Source organism: Pseudoxanthomonas sp. CCNWLW251 (assembly GCF_037402255.1).
Classification (GTDB): domain Bacteria; phylum Pseudomonadota; class Gammaproteobacteria; order Xanthomonadales; family Xanthomonadaceae; genus Pseudoxanthomonas_A.
Window position 1 is genome coordinate 810,416 of the sequence record NZ_JBBEGA010000001.1, and the last position, 16,097, is coordinate 826,512.

14 protein-coding genes and 2 tRNA genes are annotated in these 16,097 nt (G+C 63.6%); 3 read left to right on the forward strand and 13 right to left on the reverse strand.

The features are described 5' to 3' along the window. Positions 1-158: 158 nt before the first annotated feature. From rplT to uvrB, 6 genes are all read right to left on the reverse strand, one after another. Entirely contained in the window at positions 159-518 is a 360-nt protein-coding gene (gene rplT, locus WBN46_RS03840; protein ID WP_337730361.1) for a 50S ribosomal protein L20, read from the reverse strand. Between the two features lie 11 nt (positions 519-529). Then, complete coding sequence (gene rpmI / locus WBN46_RS03845; protein WP_014160066.1) at positions 530-727, reverse strand: 50S ribosomal protein L35; 198 nt, start codon at positions 725-727, stop codon at positions 530-532. Between the two features lie 322 nt (positions 728-1,049). After that, on the reverse strand, positions 1,050-1,574 hold the full coding sequence (infC, locus tag WBN46_RS03850) for a translation initiation factor IF-3 (RefSeq protein WP_233210880.1): 525 nt from the start codon (positions 1,572-1,574) through the stop codon (positions 1,050-1,052). 50 nt (positions 1,575-1,624) lie between these two features. Then, positions 1,625-3,529: a threonine--tRNA ligase gene (gene thrS, locus WBN46_RS03855; RefSeq protein ID WP_337730362.1), complete on the reverse strand. Its 1,905-nt coding sequence runs from the start codon at positions 3,527-3,529 to the stop codon at positions 1,625-1,627. Positions 3,530-3,751: 222 nt separating this feature from the next. Further along, positions 3,752-3,826 (reverse strand) — tRNA-Val (locus WBN46_RS03860). A gap of 74 nt (positions 3,827-3,900) precedes the next feature. Continuing rightward, entirely contained in the window at positions 3,901-5,919 is a 2,019-nt protein-coding gene (gene uvrB / locus WBN46_RS03865) for an excinuclease ABC subunit UvrB (RefSeq protein WP_337730363.1), read from the reverse strand. Between the two features lie 153 nt (positions 5,920-6,072). On the opposite strand from uvrB, the gene WBN46_RS03870 reads away from it, so the two are divergent. Together WBN46_RS03870 and WBN46_RS03875 are read left to right on the forward strand one after the other, a co-directional pair. Further along, on the forward strand, positions 6,073-6,639 hold the full coding sequence (locus tag WBN46_RS03870) for a GspH/FimT family pseudopilin (protein WP_337730364.1): 567 nt from the start codon (positions 6,073-6,075) through the stop codon (positions 6,637-6,639). Between the two features lie 72 nt (positions 6,640-6,711). Then, positions 6,712-6,788 (forward strand) — tRNA-Asn (locus tag WBN46_RS03875). Positions 6,789-6,908: 120 nt separating this feature from the next. On the opposite strand, the gene WBN46_RS03880 is transcribed toward WBN46_RS03875, so the two are convergent. The 6 genes from WBN46_RS03880 to WBN46_RS03905 are packed head-to-tail and all read right to left on the reverse strand — an operon-like array spanning position 6,909 to position 13,403. Further along, positions 6,909-7,325 carry a type IV pilin protein gene (locus WBN46_RS03880; RefSeq protein ID WP_337730878.1) on the reverse strand — a complete coding sequence of 139 codons (417 nt, stop codon included), beginning with the start codon at positions 7,323-7,325 and terminating at the stop codon, positions 6,909-6,911. 8 nt (positions 7,326-7,333) lie between these two features. Next, positions 7,334-10,975, reverse strand: a complete 3,642-nt coding sequence (locus WBN46_RS03885) for a PilC/PilY family type IV pilus protein (protein WP_337730365.1) — start codon at positions 10,973-10,975, stop codon at positions 7,334-7,336. A gap of 16 nt (positions 10,976-10,991) precedes the next feature. Continuing rightward, positions 10,992-11,528, reverse strand: coding sequence for a PilX N-terminal domain-containing pilus assembly protein (locus WBN46_RS03890; protein ID WP_337730366.1), 537 nt, complete (start codon positions 11,526-11,528; stop codon positions 10,992-10,994). Continuing rightward, positions 11,525-12,391 carry a prepilin-type N-terminal cleavage/methylation domain-containing protein gene (locus WBN46_RS03895; protein ID WP_337730367.1) on the reverse strand — a complete coding sequence of 289 codons (867 nt, stop codon included), beginning with the start codon at positions 12,389-12,391 and terminating at the stop codon, positions 11,525-11,527. Before WBN46_RS03895 ends, WBN46_RS03890 begins: the two co-directional genes overlap by 4 nt. Continuing rightward, positions 12,388-12,870 (reverse strand): type IV pilus modification protein PilV, encoded by a 483-nt coding sequence (gene pilV, locus WBN46_RS03900; RefSeq protein WP_337730368.1) that lies wholly within the window; start codon positions 12,868-12,870, stop codon positions 12,388-12,390. The genes WBN46_RS03895 and pilV overlap by 4 nt, the downstream gene beginning before the upstream one ends. After that, entirely contained in the window at positions 12,864-13,403 is a 540-nt protein-coding gene (locus WBN46_RS03905; protein ID WP_337730369.1) for a GspH/FimT family pseudopilin, read from the reverse strand. Before WBN46_RS03905 ends, pilV begins: the two co-directional genes overlap by 7 nt. Positions 13,404-13,562: 159 nt before the next feature. Here WBN46_RS03905 and WBN46_RS03910 point away from each other — a divergent pair, with 159 nt between their 5' ends. Beyond that, complete coding sequence (locus tag WBN46_RS03910; protein ID WP_337730370.1) at positions 13,563-14,630, forward strand: histidine kinase; 1,068 nt, start codon at positions 13,563-13,565, stop codon at positions 14,628-14,630. On the opposite strand, the gene ppnN is transcribed toward WBN46_RS03910, so the two are convergent. Continuing rightward, positions 14,612-15,994: a nucleotide 5'-monophosphate nucleosidase PpnN gene (gene ppnN, locus WBN46_RS03915; protein ID WP_337730371.1), complete on the reverse strand. Its 1,383-nt coding sequence runs from the start codon at positions 15,992-15,994 to the stop codon at positions 14,612-14,614. The genes WBN46_RS03910 and ppnN overlap by 19 nt on opposite strands. Positions 15,995-16,097: the final 103 nt, after the last annotated feature.

The window sequence follows — 16,097 nt, forward strand, 5'->3', positions numbered from 1 at the left end:
GCGACGTGAATCGCGATGGGGCATCTGGGCTCCTTCATCGCGACTCACGTCGCTCCCACAAGACGGAAACCACAAAAAACAATGGGGAAGGACTCGCGCCCTTCCCCACGTGTTCCCGGCGATGGACTGCCGGTGTGCTGTTACGGTGGAGACGCGGCTTACGCCGCGAGTGCGCCCTTCGCCTTTTCAGCCAGGGCCGCAAAACCGGCCGCGTCATGCACGGCGATATCCGCCAGCACCTTGCGGTCCAGGGTGATGCCAGCCTTCAGCAGGCCGTTCATGAAACGGCTGTAGCTCAGGCCGTTGATACGGGCAGCCGCATTGATGCGGGTGATCCACAGCGAACGGAAATTGCGCTTCTTCTGTTTGCGGCCGATGTAGGCGTACTGACCCGCCTTGATCACCGCCTGCTTGGCGACGCGGAACACCTTGCGACGGGCGTTGTAGTAGCCCTTGGCCAGGTGGAGGACTTTCTTGTGACGACGACGCGCCGTCACGCCACGCTTAACTCGTGCCATGTCTCAAATCCTCAGAGGTAGGGAAGCATGCGGTTCAAACGGCCGCTGTCCTCGGCGCGAATGATATTCGTCGCACGCAGGCCGCGCTTACGCTTGGTCGCTTTCTTGGTGAGGATGTGGCTGCGGTTGGCGTGGCCAGCCTTGAACTTGCCGGATGCGGTCTTGCGAAAACGCTTCGCTGCCGCCCGGTGGGTCTTGATCTTGGGCATTGCTATGTCCTTGACGGGTTTATGTCACTGATCGGGGCGGCAGTCTGACGACCACACTTTCCATCCCTGCCCATATCGGCTTGTAAGTCGTTGATTCCAGAACGGAACCTCCGACGGGTCCATCGGCTGCGAGCAGCCTCCCGGCGTACCGGGCCGCGTATTATGCCCGCTGCTGTTTTTTCTTGCAAATCCGGCTACTTAGCCCAGTAGCGGAGAGCTGAAAGCGAGAAAGGCGCCTTGCGGCGCCTTCCCCTCACCCTTTGCTCTCTCCCCGCTTGCGGGGCGAGGGGAACGGCAGGTGTCAGCGGCTTGGCCGCTGACATCACTTCTTTTTGGGGGCGATCATCATGACCATCTGGCGACCTTCGAGGCGCGGACGGGATTCGATGACGATCTCGTCGCCCAGCTCGGCCTCGATGCGCGCGGCCATTTCGCGGCCCAGCTCCTGGTGGCTCATCTCACGGCCACGGAAGCGGATGTTGACCTTGACCTTGTCGCCTTCTTCCAGGAAGCGGCGGATGTTGCGCATCTTGATCTGGTAGTCGCCCTCGTCGGTGACGGGGCGGAACTTCAGTTCCTTGATCTCGACCTGCTTCTGCTTCTTCTTGGCCTCATTGGCCTTCTTCTGCGCTTCGAACTTGAACTTGCCGAAGTCCATGATCTTGCAGACAGGCGGCTCGGCGTTGGGCTGGATCTCGACGAGGTCCAGTCCTTCGTCTTCCGCCTTGGCCAACGCCTCATCGCGCGTGAGCACGCCGATCATTTCGCCGTCCGAACCGATCACGCGCACGCGCGGTACGCGGATCTCGTGGTTTTTGCGGTTTTGCTTGTTGTCAGGGATGCTGATGTTGCGGTCTCCAGGGAGGGGTGCGCCGGTCCGCGAAGGACCGGAACCAATTATTGCGTAGCGTGCTCGTTCCGCAAACGTTCGGCGAAGGCGGCGACGGACATCGTGCCCAGATCTTCCCCGGAACGCGTACGCACGGCGATGGCGCCATTTTCCTTCTCGCGGTCTCCGACCACCAGCAGGTACGGCACCCGCTGCAGCGTGTGCTCGCGAATCTTATAGCCGATCTTCTCGTTCCGCAAATCGGCCGCCACCCGGAACCCTTGATTTGAAAGGGTTTTCCGGACATCGGCCACATAATCGGCCTGGGCATCGGTGATATTCATCACCACGGCCTGCTGGGGCGCCAGCCAGGACGGGAATGCACCAGCATGGTGCTCGATCAGGATGCCGATGAACCGCTCCATGGAGCCCACGATGGCCCGGTGGAGCATGACCGGCTGCTGGCGCTGGCTGTTCTCGTCCACGTACTCGGCCCCCAGGCGGCCCGGCATCATGAAGTCGACCTGCATGGTGCCCAACTGCCAGGTGCGGCCGATGGCGTCCTTCAGGTGGTACTCGATCTTCGGGCCGTAGAAGGCGCCTTCGCCCGGCAGTTCCTGCCATTCCACTCCGCAGCTGCGCAGAGCGGCACGGAGGGCGGTCTCGGCCTTGTCCCAGGTGGCGTCGTCGCCCAGGCGCGATTCGGGGCGCAGGGCGATCTTGATCTGGATGTCCTCGAAGCCGAAGTCCGCGTACACCTTCAACGCCTGCTGGTGGAACGCCGTTACCTCGGCCTCGATCTGGTCTTCCGTGCAGAAGATGTGGCCATCGTCCTGGGTGAAGCCGCGCACGCGCAGGATGCCGTGCAGCGCGCCCGAGGGCTCGTTGCGGTGGCAGGCGCCGAACTCGCCATAGCGGATCGGCAGGTCGCGGTAGCTGTGCAGGCCCTGGTTGAACACCTGCACGTGGCCCGGGCAGTTCATCGGCTTGACCGCGTAGGTGCGGTTCTCCGACTCGCTGAAGAACATGTTTTCCTTGTAGTTGTCCCAGTGGCCCGACTTCTTCCACAGGGCGACATCGAGGATCTGCGGGCAGCGCACTTCCTGGTATCCGCTGTCGCGGTAGACCTTGCGCATGTACTGCTCGACCACCTGCCAGATGGCCCAGCCCTTGGGGTGCCAGAACACCAGACCCGGCGCCTCTTCCTGCAGGTGGAACAGCTCCTGCTGCTTGCCGATCTTGCGGTGGTCGCGCTTCTCGGCTTCCTCGATGCGCTGGATATAGGCTTCCAGCTGCTTCTTGTCGGCCCACGCCGTGCCGTAGATGCGCTGCAGCTGCTCGTTCTTGGCGTCGCCGCGCCAGTAGGCGCCGGAGATGCGGGTCAGCTTGAACGCCTTCAGGAAGCGCGTGTTGGGCACGTGCGGTCCGCGGCACATGTCCACGTATTCCTGGTGGTAGTACAGGCCCATCGCGGTTTCGTCGGGCATGTCGTCGATCAAACGCAGCTTGTAGTCCTCGCCGCGGGCCTTGAAGACCTCGATCACTTCGGCGCGCGGCGTCACCCTCTTGATGACGTCGTAGTCCTGCGCGATCAGTTCCTGCATGCGCTGCTCGACCGCCGCCAGGTCTTCCGGCGTGAACGGGCGTTCGCTGTGGATGTCGTAGTAGAAGCCCTCGGCGATCACGGGGCCGATGACCATCTTCACGTCGGGATAGAGCTGCTTCACCGCATGGCCGACCAGGTGCGCGCAGGAGTGGCGGATGATCTCCAGGCCTTCCTCGTCCTTCGGCGTGATGATGCGCAAGCTGGCGTCGTGGTCGATGACGTCGCTGGCGTCCACCAGCTTCCCGTCCACCGCACCTGCCAGGGTGGCCTTGGCCAGGCCCGCGCCGATGGACTGGGCCACCTGCATGACGGAAACGGGGTTCTCGAACTCGCGGCGGCTGCCGTCGGGGAGCGTGATCGTGATCATCGGAGCGTGGACTCGGTCTGGGTGACGCCGGCGCGATGGCGTCCGGGCGTGTACGGGCATGAAAAAAGCGCCACGAGGGCGCCTACGGGATGCAGAGCCTCGGGCAGTACCAGGTTCAGGCGGTGGTAGTGCTCATGTCGCACGCTCGGCCGGCGTTTCCGCGGGCCACCTCGTGATGCTGCTGATGGCGTCAAAGGGAAACGATGCCACGCTGTGGAAGCGTGGTGGGCGGTACAGGGTTCGAACCTGTGACCCCTACCATGTCAAGGTAGTGCTCTACCGCTGAGCTAACCGCCCGGTCTGCCCTTTGCAGGGGCGCGAATTCTAGCCCGGAAGCGGGGTCGCCGACAACCAGGCCGTGCACGGACGGCTCAGGCGCCGAGGCTGGCCTCCTTCAGGCGCCGGATCTTGTCGCGCAGGCGCGCGGCATCCTCGAACTCCAGGTCGCGGGCGTGCTGGTACATCTGCTGCTCCAGCGCCTTGATCTTGGCCAGCGCCTGTGCCGGATCCAGGGGGCCGTAGTCGGCAGGCTCCTCCGCCACCCGGCGTGCCTTGCCCCGGCCGCCCTTGGTCTCGGCCCCCTCGCTGCGCGCCCCTTCCAGGATGTCCACGATCGGCCGCGCCACCGACTTGGGCGTGATGCCGTGTTCAAGGTTGTATTCCACCTGTTTCTCGCGCCGCCGACCGGTTTCGTCGATGGCGGCCTGCATGGACCGGGTCATGCGGTCCGCGTACAGGATCGCCTTGCCGCGCAGGTTGCGGGCGGCCCGGCCGATGGTCTGGATCAGCGAACCGGTGGAACGCAGGAAGCCCTCCTTGTCCGCGTCTAGGATCGCGACCAGCGACACCTCCGGCATGTCCAGGCCTTCGCGCAGCAGGTTGATGCCGACCAGCACATCGAACTTGCCCAGGCGCAGGTCGCGGATGATCTCCACGCGCTCCACCGTGTCCACGTCCGAATGCAGGTAGCGCACCTTGATGCCGTGGTCGCCCAGGTATTCGGTCAGGTTTTCGGCCATGCGCTTGGTCAGCGTGGTCACCAGCACGCGGTCGCCCCACGACACGCGTTCATTGATCTGGGACAGCAGATCGTCCACCTGCGTGCCGACCGGGCGGATCTCCACCTCCGGATCGATCAGGCCGGTCGGGCGCACCACCAGTTCGACGATCTCGCCGTTGGACTCCCGCAGCTCGTAAGGCCCGGGTGTCGCGGAGACATAGATGCTGCGTGGCGAACGCGCTTCCCACTCCTCGAAACGCAGTGGCCGGTTGTCCAGCGCCGACGGCAGGCGGAACCCGAACTCCACCAGCGTTTCCTTGCGTGAACGATCGCCCTTGTACATGGCGCCGATCTGCGGGATGGTCACGTGCGATTCGTCGATCACCAGCAGCGCGTCGGCCGGCAGGTAGTCGAACAGCGTGGGCGGCGGCTCGCCCGGCGCCTTGCCGGTCAGGTGGCGCGAGTAGTTCTCGATGCCCGAACAGAAACCGACCTCCGCCATCATCTCCACGTCGAACTGCGTACGCTGGGCGAGCCGCTGGGCTTCGACCAGCTTGTTCTGCGCGTAGAGCTGCTCCAGGCGGTCCTTCAACTCGACCTTGATGGTATCGACGGCCGCCAGCACGCGTTCGCGCGTGGTCGCATAGTGGGTTTTCGGATACACGGTGTAGCGCTGCAGTTTGCGCATGGATTCGCCGGTGAGCGGATCGAACAGGGTCAGCCCTTCGACCTCGCCATCGAACAGTTCGATGCGCAGTGCTTCCATGTCGCTTTCCGCCGGATGCACATCGATCACCTCGCCGCGTACGCGGAACGTGCCGCGCTGCAGTTCGTACTCGTTGCGGGTGTACTGCAGCTGGGTCAGGTGACGGATCAGCTCGCGCTGGTCGATGCGTTCGCCCAGCGACAGGATCAGCCGCAACGACAGGTAGTCCTCCGGCGCACCCAGGCCGTAGATCGCGGACACGGTCGCCACCACCAGCGCGTCCGGTCGCGAAAGCAGCGTCTTGGTCGCTGCCAGCCGCATCTGTTCGATGTGCTCGTTGATCGAGCTGTCCTTCTCGATGAAGGTGTCGCTGGCCGGGACATAGGCTTCCGGCTGGTAGTAGTCGTAATAGCTGACGAAGTACTCCACCGCGTTGTGCGGGAAAAACGCCTTGAACTCGCCATACAGCTGCGCGGCCAGGGTCTTGTTGGGCGCCATCACCAGTGTCGGCTTCTGCACCTGCTGGACCACGTTGGCGATGGTGTACGTCTTGCCTGAACCCGTCACGCCCAGCAGGGTCTGCTTCGCCAATCCCGCCTCGAAATTCTGCACGAGCCTCTCGATGGCCTGCGGCTGGTCACCGGCAGGGGAATACGGGGAAACAAGCTGGAAACGATCAGTCATCGCACGCCGCCCGGGAGCCAACCATTGAGTATAGCCGCGCAGGCGTGACAGCCCCTGCAGCCATTTCCTACACGCGGACAGGGACTGCCCTGATGGCGCGTCCCCGCCCGGCGGATGACTGTGGTAGCCGTCAATTCGGACAAGGAGTCTTTGATGGCATGGATGCCCTCATCTCCCGGAAACGGGGCCCACACGGGCAAGAGAACCGGCAGGACAGGATTCACCCTGGTCGAGCTGTCGGTCTGTCTCGCCGTCCTGACCATGCTGGTCGCCATCGGCTTGCCGTCGTTCCAGCGGCTCATGGTCCGACAGCAGGCCAGTGCCACCATGAACCTGCTCACCTCCCACTTCGCATCCGCACGGATAACCGCCATCACCCAGGGCGTGCCGGTAGTCGTGTGTCCGAGCCTGGGCGACGGCCTGTGCAGCCAGGGCAGCGACTGGAGCAGCCACTGGCTTGCCTTTCGCGATCCGGATGGCAATCGGCAACCTGATGAGGAGCTCGATATCTACAGGAATGATCCTGCACCCGCGCAGCGTGACCTGAAGATCCTTTCTACGTCGGGACGTCGATTTTTACGTTACCAGTCTTCCGGATTCAGCTATGGCACCAACCTCACCATCCGCATCTGCCACGATGGTCGCGTGGCGGGCAGCGTCATCGTGAACAGCACGGGCCGCCCCCGCACGGTCCGCGGCGACATGACGACGCCCTGCTGATCACGTCGAGGCTCCCGAAGGGCAGCCTGGAGGCTTGTCCCCACCTGAAAGGCTGGCTACAATACGCGCCCCGCCCGAATAGCTCAGCCGGTTAGAGCACTTGACTGTTAATCAGGGGGTCGTTGGTTCGAGTCCAACTTCGGGCGCCAGCATCAAAAAAGCAGAAGGCCGCGAGTAATCGCGGCCTTCTGCTTTTGGAGCGTCAGTAAGGCGCTCGCGTTGATACCACTATCGCGCGTTGACCTGCGCCCACACGTGCAACATGTTGCTTACCAGCAACCCGCCGTTGTGGGAGACCGGACCCCTGCTGCGGTGATCGACAATGTGCCGCAACTATCGCCCGCCTGCGCCCCGATGGGAGTGGCATTGAGGGTGTACGTTTTCGCCGCGACTGCCCCTGGCGTGATGGTGTAGAACGGAGTCGTATCGGAGTCACAGGTGAACGCCGCCGGAGATCCGGGCGCGTTGTAAGCCAGATTCACGGTGTAGAAGCGCTCCATCTGCTGCGACGCCTGCAACAGGCAGGCGGCGCCGGCAGCACGCCGGGTCCTGCGGATGTGCTCGTTGTAGCTGGGCAGCGCGATCGAGGCGATGATGGCGAGGATCGCCACCACGATCATGATCTCGATAAGCGAGAAGCCCGACACACGTGAGTAGCGCATAGCATCCTGTTCCTTGTTGAACATCACGTTGTTTAATCCTGCCGGACTTCGCGCCACGAGACACGCTGCCAGCGCATGCCGAAAGTCGGGCTTCCGCCGAGACCAGCCGCACTACCGTCACCCGACCCTCCAAGCACGATCTGCCCCGGCAGCAGTACCGGCCGCGTAGGCATGCCGACCCCAAGGTTCACCGAGCCCACGGGCAGACCTCCTACCGCTGTGTCGTCGGTCGTGGTGCCGTTGTCGAGATTGAAGAACGACGTTCCTCCACTCGTGCCCGTGAACGCATCCAAGGCATTGATGTATCCGGTACCCGAAGATTCACAGGCGTTACCTTCCGGGATCATGCTCGCCGTCACCAGAAAGTTCGAGACAATCTGCGCATCCTGCACGATCCGTTCGCCCGCGGCCGGCAGATCGACATACCAACCCTTGGATGCGAGAGGCAGCGCCTCCTTCGTCTGGAACGCGCGTACAGGATACCCGCTGGATGTCGCATCGGTGACCGTGATCGTTCTCGCGGTCAAGTCTGCCCGCGCGTATGCGACGTCCTCGTCCTTGACGCCGTAGATACTCTGGCTGAAGGTGGATTTGTCGTCGGCATCGCTCGTCGTCATGAAGCGGCCTGTGCCAAAGAATACCCAGCGCGCGTTGGTGGCCGGATCTGTCGCCAGCGTGATGCCGCTGGTAATCGGCTGCGTAACGCCGGGCTTTGCCGCAGTGAACAACCGGGTAGCCGACCACGCCGCAGGCGACGTACTGCGCAGGTCGAACTTCCACACATTGCCCTGCATGTCACCCGCGTAGACATAGGCGAGCGTCTTGCCGTCTGCGGCATACACGCCGGTCGGCGCGGACAGGCCATTGGGCGCCAAGGTGCTGCCAACGCCCGTATCGATCTCGCGGATCACGGCGCCGGTATCCAGATTGAGGACGATCAGAACGGCACGCTCCGTGGTGCTGTTCACGCCATTGCCAATGACCACTGCCGGACTCGATGCCCCGTTGCGCACCTGCGCGAGGACGGGCGCACCAAGCACAAGGCCCATATTGCCCGCCGGCGTGTCTGCACGCTCCCATTTGAAATCGGTACCACCGAAGGAGGCGGGAGCACTCACGTTCAAGGCATAAAGTCCCTTGCCGCCGCGACCCAGCGTGCCGACCAGCGTATTCCGGCCGGGCGTCAACGTGCGATTGCTCACTGCAACCGGGCCGTCGACGAAGAACTTGTGGGTGTAGTCACCCCGGCTCAACGTTGCCAGATGGTTGAAGTTGAGAATGCTGGGCACATAGGCAAAAAGCTCGTTGCCATTGGCAGCATCGAAGGCATGCAACATGCCGTCGTTGGCACCGACATACACCGTGTTCGTGTCCTTCACGTAGGCCGGCGATGAGCCCACAACGTCACCAAGCAGGGTGGCGCGGTTCCGCAGCAAACCACCGTTGCGTTCTTCCTTGCTGGCATCACCCTTCAGATAGTTCGCGTTCTCAGTCCCGGTAACGGGGTAATCGACGGGGCCACCCGTACGCAACAGCGCGGCCACCTGGGAGCTTGTCGGGAACGCGGAACCCGAGGTGCCATTTGAAGTGAATACCCGACGCGTGCTCCACGTGGGGATGGACGCCGTCCAGGCCACGGTGTCGGACACACCGGCACGGGTGACGGAACGTGCCGTAACCGAGCCAACCCAAGTACCTGACGTATAGCTTGCGCTGAAGACTTGGGCGCCGGTGTTCAGCGAGGTCGAGTTGGTCGCGACGTTCGAATACGAGCTCGTACGCTTGGCAATGACGTCCAGTGCCTGGGACAGGCCCGCGGCAAACTCCTTCGGATTCGAGGCTGACACGAAGGCTCCGCGACCATTCACTGCCGCATGCAACAGGTCATCGATGCGGTCGCCGTCCTCACCATCCAGCGGATCGTTCCAGGTTGCATTCGCCGGCACGTCATCGACCGAGCTACGGCCACTGGTGCCCGAAAGGCCGATCGAGATCCCGAACGTGACCATGTGCTGCCAGAAGGCGGGATTCTCGGGTGTCGCAGGAACATTGTTGATCAGGTCACTGCGCAAATCGCCCTTCCAATACCTCATGGCGACGTCGGCGAGCGTATTGGAACGCGTGGTTGCTCCGTCCCGGAATGGGGCACCCGGCGTGTAGGTGAAGGTCTGTTCGTTCGGACCGGTAATGGTGGCGCCGGCCGTACCGTCCTGATCGCCCGTGCCGGTCGCGTCGAACGAGGGCCTGTCACCCTGTCCATCGTCGTTCCAGTAACCATCGGTTGTCAGGATGGTGAAATTCTGTCGGCAGGAGAACTGGCTGACTCGCGCCTGCGGGCCATACGGGCCGCTGTTGGTGTCCAGGCTGAAGTACGCACCAGCATCTCGCAGCGCGGTGCGCAAGGGCGTATAGCCGCTGCCCTCGGCACCATAGAGGCGCGAATACCACGTACTGCGCGACGTCGTGGACTCGTTCGCAACGGTATTCGGGTCGTCCATGTTGTTGACGAAGCGACCATCGTTTCCGTCGCCAACGGGGATATCGAACGTATTGCGCCCCCAGATGGTGCGGAAACCCACGCGCACCTTGTTGCCCTGTCCGCGGAACGCGTCGCCGGCGCCGGCCTTGGCCGCCTTCATGCGGGTCCGGTGATACGAATACCACGTGGCGTAGTTTGTCAGCTCAGCGGCGACCGTTGAGCGGTCGGTATTCGGAATCGAGCTCACCTCGGTGCAGTTGCGCCATGCGGCGCCGGATATCGACCCAGTTGCGCACAGGCTGTAGGTGTAGCCAACGGTTACCGTCCCGCCGAAATTGGTCTGGGCATACAGGCGTGCGTACCATGTGACCTCCGAGCCGGAAACAGCCCCCGCGACGCTTTCAGCATTTCCGTTGTTCAGGCCCCGGCTGGTGTAGTTGTTGTTGATATTCACAGTCTGGTTGCCCGACCGGATATACAGATCCGCCCCCCGATTGGTACCGCTGACCGTACCGCCGCTGCTGGCAAAGGTCAGACCGTACGCATAAGGCGGAATCAACACGTTCCATGTATTCGAGTAGTTGCCCGCGTTCGTGGTCCCCGCCGTTCCCAAGGTCCCGTTCACCGTTGGCGACGTGGAACTGCCCGAGGTCAACCACTCGCTCCGATAAATTCTGCCATCCGGCGTTATCTGGTAGCGGTAATAATTGGTGCCGGCCCCCAGATAGGTTGCGTCGCTACTCGCCGTATTCTTGGGCACATAGAACGTTCTGGTCGCGCTCGCCAAGTTGATGCTACCGCTGGCAAGGCTCAGGTCGGAATACGCCCCCGTGTACGCGACGCCGCCAGTCATTCGGACGCCGCTCGCCTGCGTCCATGCCTGATAGGAGACGCCCGGGTTGTACGACAACGTGTTGCGCGTATACGCCAGGTTCGCCACGTTGGGCGCCGTCGTCGCCGGCGGCGTGGAAGGCATGCTCGTCTCTTCCATCGACCCCGAGTCGTCCAGAATGAAGAGCACGTTGGGCGCGACGCGGCTGGTCGTCGTAAGCGGATCATCCGGCAGCGTGATCCCTGCATTCACAGGCAGAGCCAGCAGCGTGGCCAGGAACGCTACAGGGGCGGACCACCATTGGAACCCCACGCCGCGTGCACGAGCGGTGGCGTGTGGGTTCTGCACAGATCGAAGATTCATGATTGAAGTTCCCGGCTTACCGGCTCACAACGTTGGCTTGCAGAAACACCTCGGACAGGCCTGGGCTACGGCCGCGCGCGGTGATACGGAACATGGGTCTCTCGCACTCGTAGGTGGCTGGGGTCGTCTGGCAAACGCCAGGCAACTTCGCCCCATTGCCGGTACCGAGGTACTCGATGCGATACGTGGAGCGGCCATCCGGCGCGGTCAACCATACGGCTGCAGGCGCGGGCACTGCGGTCGCATCGCAGATGCCGTCTCCCGCGCAGGTAATCCCGAGCTCGGTGAGTGTCCGGCCATACTGGAGATCCTCGATGGCCGGGTTGCCGAGCACGTCTTCCTGCGCGACGCGCAGCGCGGTTTCCGCTGCCTGGAATGCCAGGCTGCGGTCGCGCATGTTGGCGCTCATCCGCTCCTGCATGCCCGAGCTGCGCATCACTGCCAGGCCCAGGATGGACATGGCCACGAGCAGAATCAACACCACCACCAGCGATACGCCGGCTTCGCGATGCCCTGATCGCGGCGCCCTCTGGATGTCGTTCGCTTGCCTCATGGCGTGCGGCTCCTCAGGCTGACCACGTTTGAGACGTTGCGGCTGATGGCACGACCTTCACCATCCTGCCCCACCAAGGTCATGTTGACCCGGACGGCCACAATGTTCGCCCAGTTGGCGGGTACCGGGTTGTAAGTATTGCCGCCTGTTTCCAGGTAGCTCACGGCCAGATTCTGCACGCCCTGCGCGACCTCCTCGCGGGCGCCGCCGGCGCGGGACACGAAAAGCGAGTTGTCGGCGGCAAACCAGCGGGTGTTACGGTAACGCGCCAGCATCACCGTAGCCGCGGGTGCAAGCGGGTCTGCGGTGAGCGCCACCGTAGTGGCCGGGGTGAAGGCGACTGTCGTGGGCGTGACGCTTGTCGCGCGCACGATATACAACTGATTTGCATTGCACAGCACGAGCTGGTCGTTCACGTTGAAGGCCGTTGTGGCGTCAGCAATCTGTGCGGCATCCAGCGTGAGCGATGAGGTCGTCGAGGCGGTGATCCGGTACGCCGTATCGTCGCCCGACACGGTCGTAAGCTCGGTCTGCGGGCTCAAACTACTCAAGGGGGCGGTGAGGAACGCAACCTCTTCGGCCGAATTCGCATGCTCCACGTTAGGCCTGGCGACGTTGGAACAGGCGGACCCCCCGGCTGCACGGATGTCGCGCGACATCAACTCGAATGCGACGCGCGCGCTTTCCTGCACGCGGTTAAGACCTTCGTTGGATCGGTAGCTGAGTTGATTCGCATGGAAGATGGCAAACGCTGCGCCGGCCACAAGCAACCCCAGAACCAGGGCGACCATCAGCTCGATAAGACTGAAGCCTGCACCGCCTCTTGGCGAACTAGTGAGACCCTTTCGAAAGAACCGGCTCATATGCGGGTTCCCGTGACGATGGAACGGGTCTGCCCACCCCGCGCACGCGAGTCATCCCATTGCACGGTTATCACGCATGCGGCGGGACACCCGGCAATCGCACCGCATGTGGTCGTGTCAGCATTACCCGATCCGATGGTGGCTTTCAGGGAAGCGATCCACGCCCTCCGGTCGTTCTGGGCGAGGGTTCCTCCTCCCGGAACCGCACACGTCATTGCCATGTTGTAGTCCGCCGCAGCGGCGCTGTTGGCTCGCATGGCTTCGATGATGGCGGTCGTCTGCATGACGGCCTGACTGCTTTCCAATGAGCTTTGACCGCCGCGCAGGGCGACCGACTGCATTGCAGCTACGCCCAGCAGGCCGATGCTCAGCACGACCACCGAGACGAGCACTTCGACGAGACTGACGCCGCGCGCTCGATACGGGACCCGCAATGCCCCATCACGTTCGCGAGCCGGAGTTTTTGCCTTCACTAGCACGTACCTCCATTATTCACTTTCGCCGTCGTCAGGCTGCCGCTGACCAGCACATTGATGGCACGCAGGTTGGCCTGGGGCTTGTCGGTCGGAATGCACACCGTGACGAGCTGCCCCGCATTGAGCAGACCCGAAGGACTGAACTGGATACCCGCCGCCGGTCCGGCAACGCGCATCGTTCCGGTCAGTGTCTCGTCACGGATCACGTCGATCACGCCGGTCGTATTGTCCCGCCCGGTGATGATCCATCGCGACCAATTGTCGCTATTGCTGCAAGTGGTGCCATTCGTGCTGCTGCAGACGGTCACGCGGGCGTTGCGACGTATGGCTTCGGAACGCGCAAGCTGGATTGCCGCCGAGATCTCCCCCGTCGTCCCGGCCAAACGGTTGGAATTGATCAGGGTCACCATGCCCGGCGTGGCGATCGCGGCGATGATGGCGACCACGGCAATGGTCACTATCAGCTCGATCAGGGTGAACCCCCGAGACCGCTGATGCCTTCTCGGCGCCTGGCGAGCTTTGCGGAATGCGGACATACCCCCCCCTTATGAACGACCAGACGGTAGAACACTCCCCGGACCGCGCACCAGTCTTTCCCGAACGAACGGCGCGATCCGGGGACTGAAAGGCAGGGAGGCTGTCCGGGGGGCGGTCGGTCGGGGCATCATGGGGACGTCAACGATGCCGACCTCCCGATGCCGACCTCCCGTAACGCGCCTCTCAGCCCTCTCGACACCTTGTGGCAGGCCAGGACGCTGATCTGGACGGTCCTGGCGGGAGAAGCGCTGGCTGCGGTGCTCACCGTCGCCCCGGGAACGGAGGGCGACCGGCTGACTTATTTTGGCGTCGCATCCTTGGCGATCCAGTGGATCACGCTTACGTCGCTTTGCATGCTCTATCTCGTCCGTCGTTGGCTCCGCGATGTGAGCCCGCCTGTCGTGGCGCAGCTCGGATTGGGCGCATTGTTGCTGGCAACCTGGCTTGTCCTCTTCCTGGCCTGGCTGACACTCCGGGATCTGGCGCCACCGCCTCAAGAAGGCTGGCGCGGCTTCATCCTGCGCGTCACCGCCATCTCCCTGATCATGGGAATGCTGGGCCTGGGCGCCTTCCAGGCCCAGTGGAAAGCCAAGCAACTCGCCGTCAATGCCGAACACTCCAAGCTCCAGGCCCTGCAAGCCCGCATCCGGCCGCATTTCCTGTTCAATACCCTCAACACCGGCATCTCGCTGCTGCACGCAAAGCCCGACACCGCCGAACGGTTGCTGCTGGACCTTTCGGACCTGTTCCGGGCTGCGCTCTCCACGCGGGACACCATTCCCCTTGCCGAGGAACTGTCGCTCGCGCGTCGCTATCTGGAGATCGAGCAGCTACGGCTGGGTGATCGACTGCGCCTGACGTGGGAACTTCCCGACACCCTGCCCGACGTCAGGGTTCCGACCCTGTCGATCCAGCCGCTCGCGGAGAACGCCATCCGGCACGGCATCGAGCCCTCCACGGGCGGCGGAGAAGTGAGCATCCGGGTTGAAGTGGGGCCAACGGAGCTTCGGGTATCGGTGGCCAACACCCTGCCCTCCGACTCCGTGCGGGTCGCGACGGGCCACCAGGTAGGACTCAGCTCGGTGCGTGCCCGCATCCATGCCCTGACCCAGGGCCTGGGCAGTGTCAGCATCAAGACAGCGGATGGTCGCTACCTGGCGACCATCCGCATGCCGTACGACGCATCAGCCGCTGACAGTTCCGGGCCTCAGGTCACCACGCGATAGCAGGGCTTGTACTCGCCCGCGATCTTCATGCGCCGCTGCTCGACGAAGGCGCGCAGCAGGGCATCCAGTGCTTGCATCATCGCCGCGTCGCCGTGGATCTCGAACGGACCGAACTCCTCGATCCGGCGCATGCCGTCTTCCTTGACGTTGCCCGCGACGATGCCGGAAAACGCGCGCCGCAGGTCGGCGGCCAGATCGTGCACGGCACGTCCGGGGCGCAGCTGCAATGCCGCCATCGCCTCATGCGACGGGACGAACGGCTGCTGGTAGTCCTCAGGAATCTGGATGGCCCAGTTGAAGAAAAACGAATCCTTGTGCTCGATGCGGTACTCGCGCACGCGTCGGACGCCCGCGATCATCTTCTTCGCGACGGCCACGGGATCGCCGATGATGACCTCGTAGCGTTCGGCGGCCTCATCGCCCAACGTCAGGCGGATGAAGCGGTCGATCTGCTCGAAGTACGGTGCGGCGATGGTCGGGCCCGTCAGGATCAGCGGGAACGGCAGGTGCGCGTTGTCCGGGTGCAGCAGGATGCCGAGCAGGTACAGGATCTCTTCGGCCGTACCCACGCCGCCCGGGAACACGATGATGCCGTGGCCGATGCGGACGAACGCCTCCAGGCGCTTCTCGATGTCCGGCATGATGACCAGGTGGTTGACGATCGGGTTCGGCGATTCGGCGGCGATGATGCCCGGCTCGGTCACGCCGATGTAGCGGGTCTTGGCGCGGCGCTGCTTGGCGTGCGCGATCGTGGCGCCCTTCATCGGCCCCTTCATCGCACCGGGGCCGCAGCCGGTACAGATGTCCAGCCCGCGCAGGCCCAGCTCGTAGCCGACCTGCTTGGTGTAGAGGTACTCGTCGCGCGAGATGGAATGGCCACCCCAGCAGACCACCAGGTTGGGATCGCTCGGCTTCAGGATCCGCGCGTTGCGCAGCAGGCCGAACACCGCGTTGGTGATGCCGGCGGAAGATTCCAGATCGGCCGCATATTCCGGACCCAGTTCGATCGCGGTATACGCCAGGTCGCGCACGACGGCGAACAGCAGCTCGGCCACGCCACGGATGATTTCGCCGTCAACGAAGGCCATCGAAGGCGCGTTGATCAGATCGATGCGGACGCCGCGGTCCTGCTGCAGTACCTGGATGTCGAAATCCGGATACAGATCGCGCGCGGCGCGCGGATCGTCGGACGCGCTGCCGCTGGTCAGCACGGCCAGCGCGCAGCGGCGCAGCAGTTCGTGCATGCCACCGGAGGAGGCGTCACGCAGGCGCGCCACTTCGGCGCGGGAAAGCACGTCCAGGCCACCGCGCGGGTAGATCCGCGCGTCCTGCACCGGCAGCGCCCTCGATGCCGTTTCACTCATGGGTTGTTCCTGTCTTCGTTCGTCAGAGGCGGGACTTTAGCGTAGTCCCCGGGGCCTGAGGAGCCCGCCCAAAAGAAAACGGCCGGGTTGCCCCGGCCGTTCG

What these genes read in the sequence shown, in the direction of transcription:
- rplT (WP_337730361.1), bottom strand. Translation starts at nt 518, where the DNA reads ATGGCACGAGTTAAGCGTGGCGTGACGGCGCGTCGTCGTCACAAGAAA.
- rpmI (WP_014160066.1), bottom strand. Translation starts at nt 727, where the DNA reads ATGCCCAAGATCAAGACCCACCGGGCGGCAGCGAAGCGTTTTCGCAAG.
- thrS (WP_337730362.1), bottom strand. Translation starts at nt 3,529, where the DNA reads ATGATCACGATCACGCTCCCCGACGGCAGCCGCCGCGAGTTCGAGAAC.
- uvrB (WP_337730363.1), bottom strand. Translation starts at nt 5,919, where the DNA reads ATGACTGATCGTTTCCAGCTTGTTTCCCCGTATTCCCCTGCCGGTGAC.
- WBN46_RS03870 (WP_337730364.1), top strand. Translation starts at nt 6,073, where the DNA reads ATGGCATGGATGCCCTCATCTCCCGGAAACGGGGCCCACACGGGCAAG.
- WBN46_RS03880 (WP_337730878.1), bottom strand. Translation starts at nt 7,325, where the DNA reads ATGTTCAACAAGGAACAGGATGCTATGCGCTACTCACGTGTGTCGGGC.
- WBN46_RS03885 (WP_337730365.1), bottom strand. Translation starts at nt 10,975, where the DNA reads ATGAATCTTCGATCTGTGCAGAACCCACACGCCACCGCTCGTGCACGC.
- WBN46_RS03890 (WP_337730366.1), bottom strand. Translation starts at nt 11,528, where the DNA reads ATGAGGCAAGCGAACGACATCCAGAGGGCGCCGCGATCAGGGCATCGC.
- WBN46_RS03895 (WP_337730367.1), bottom strand. Translation starts at nt 12,391, where the DNA reads ATGAGCCGGTTCTTTCGAAAGGGTCTCACTAGTTCGCCAAGAGGCGGT.
- WBN46_RS03905 (WP_337730369.1), bottom strand. Translation starts at nt 13,403, where the DNA reads ATGTCCGCATTCCGCAAAGCTCGCCAGGCGCCGAGAAGGCATCAGCGG.
- WBN46_RS03910 (WP_337730370.1), top strand. Translation starts at nt 13,563, where the DNA reads ATGCCGACCTCCCGTAACGCGCCTCTCAGCCCTCTCGACACCTTGTGG.
- ppnN (WP_337730371.1), bottom strand. Translation starts at nt 15,994, where the DNA reads ATGAGTGAAACGGCATCGAGGGCGCTGCCGGTGCAGGACGCGCGGATC.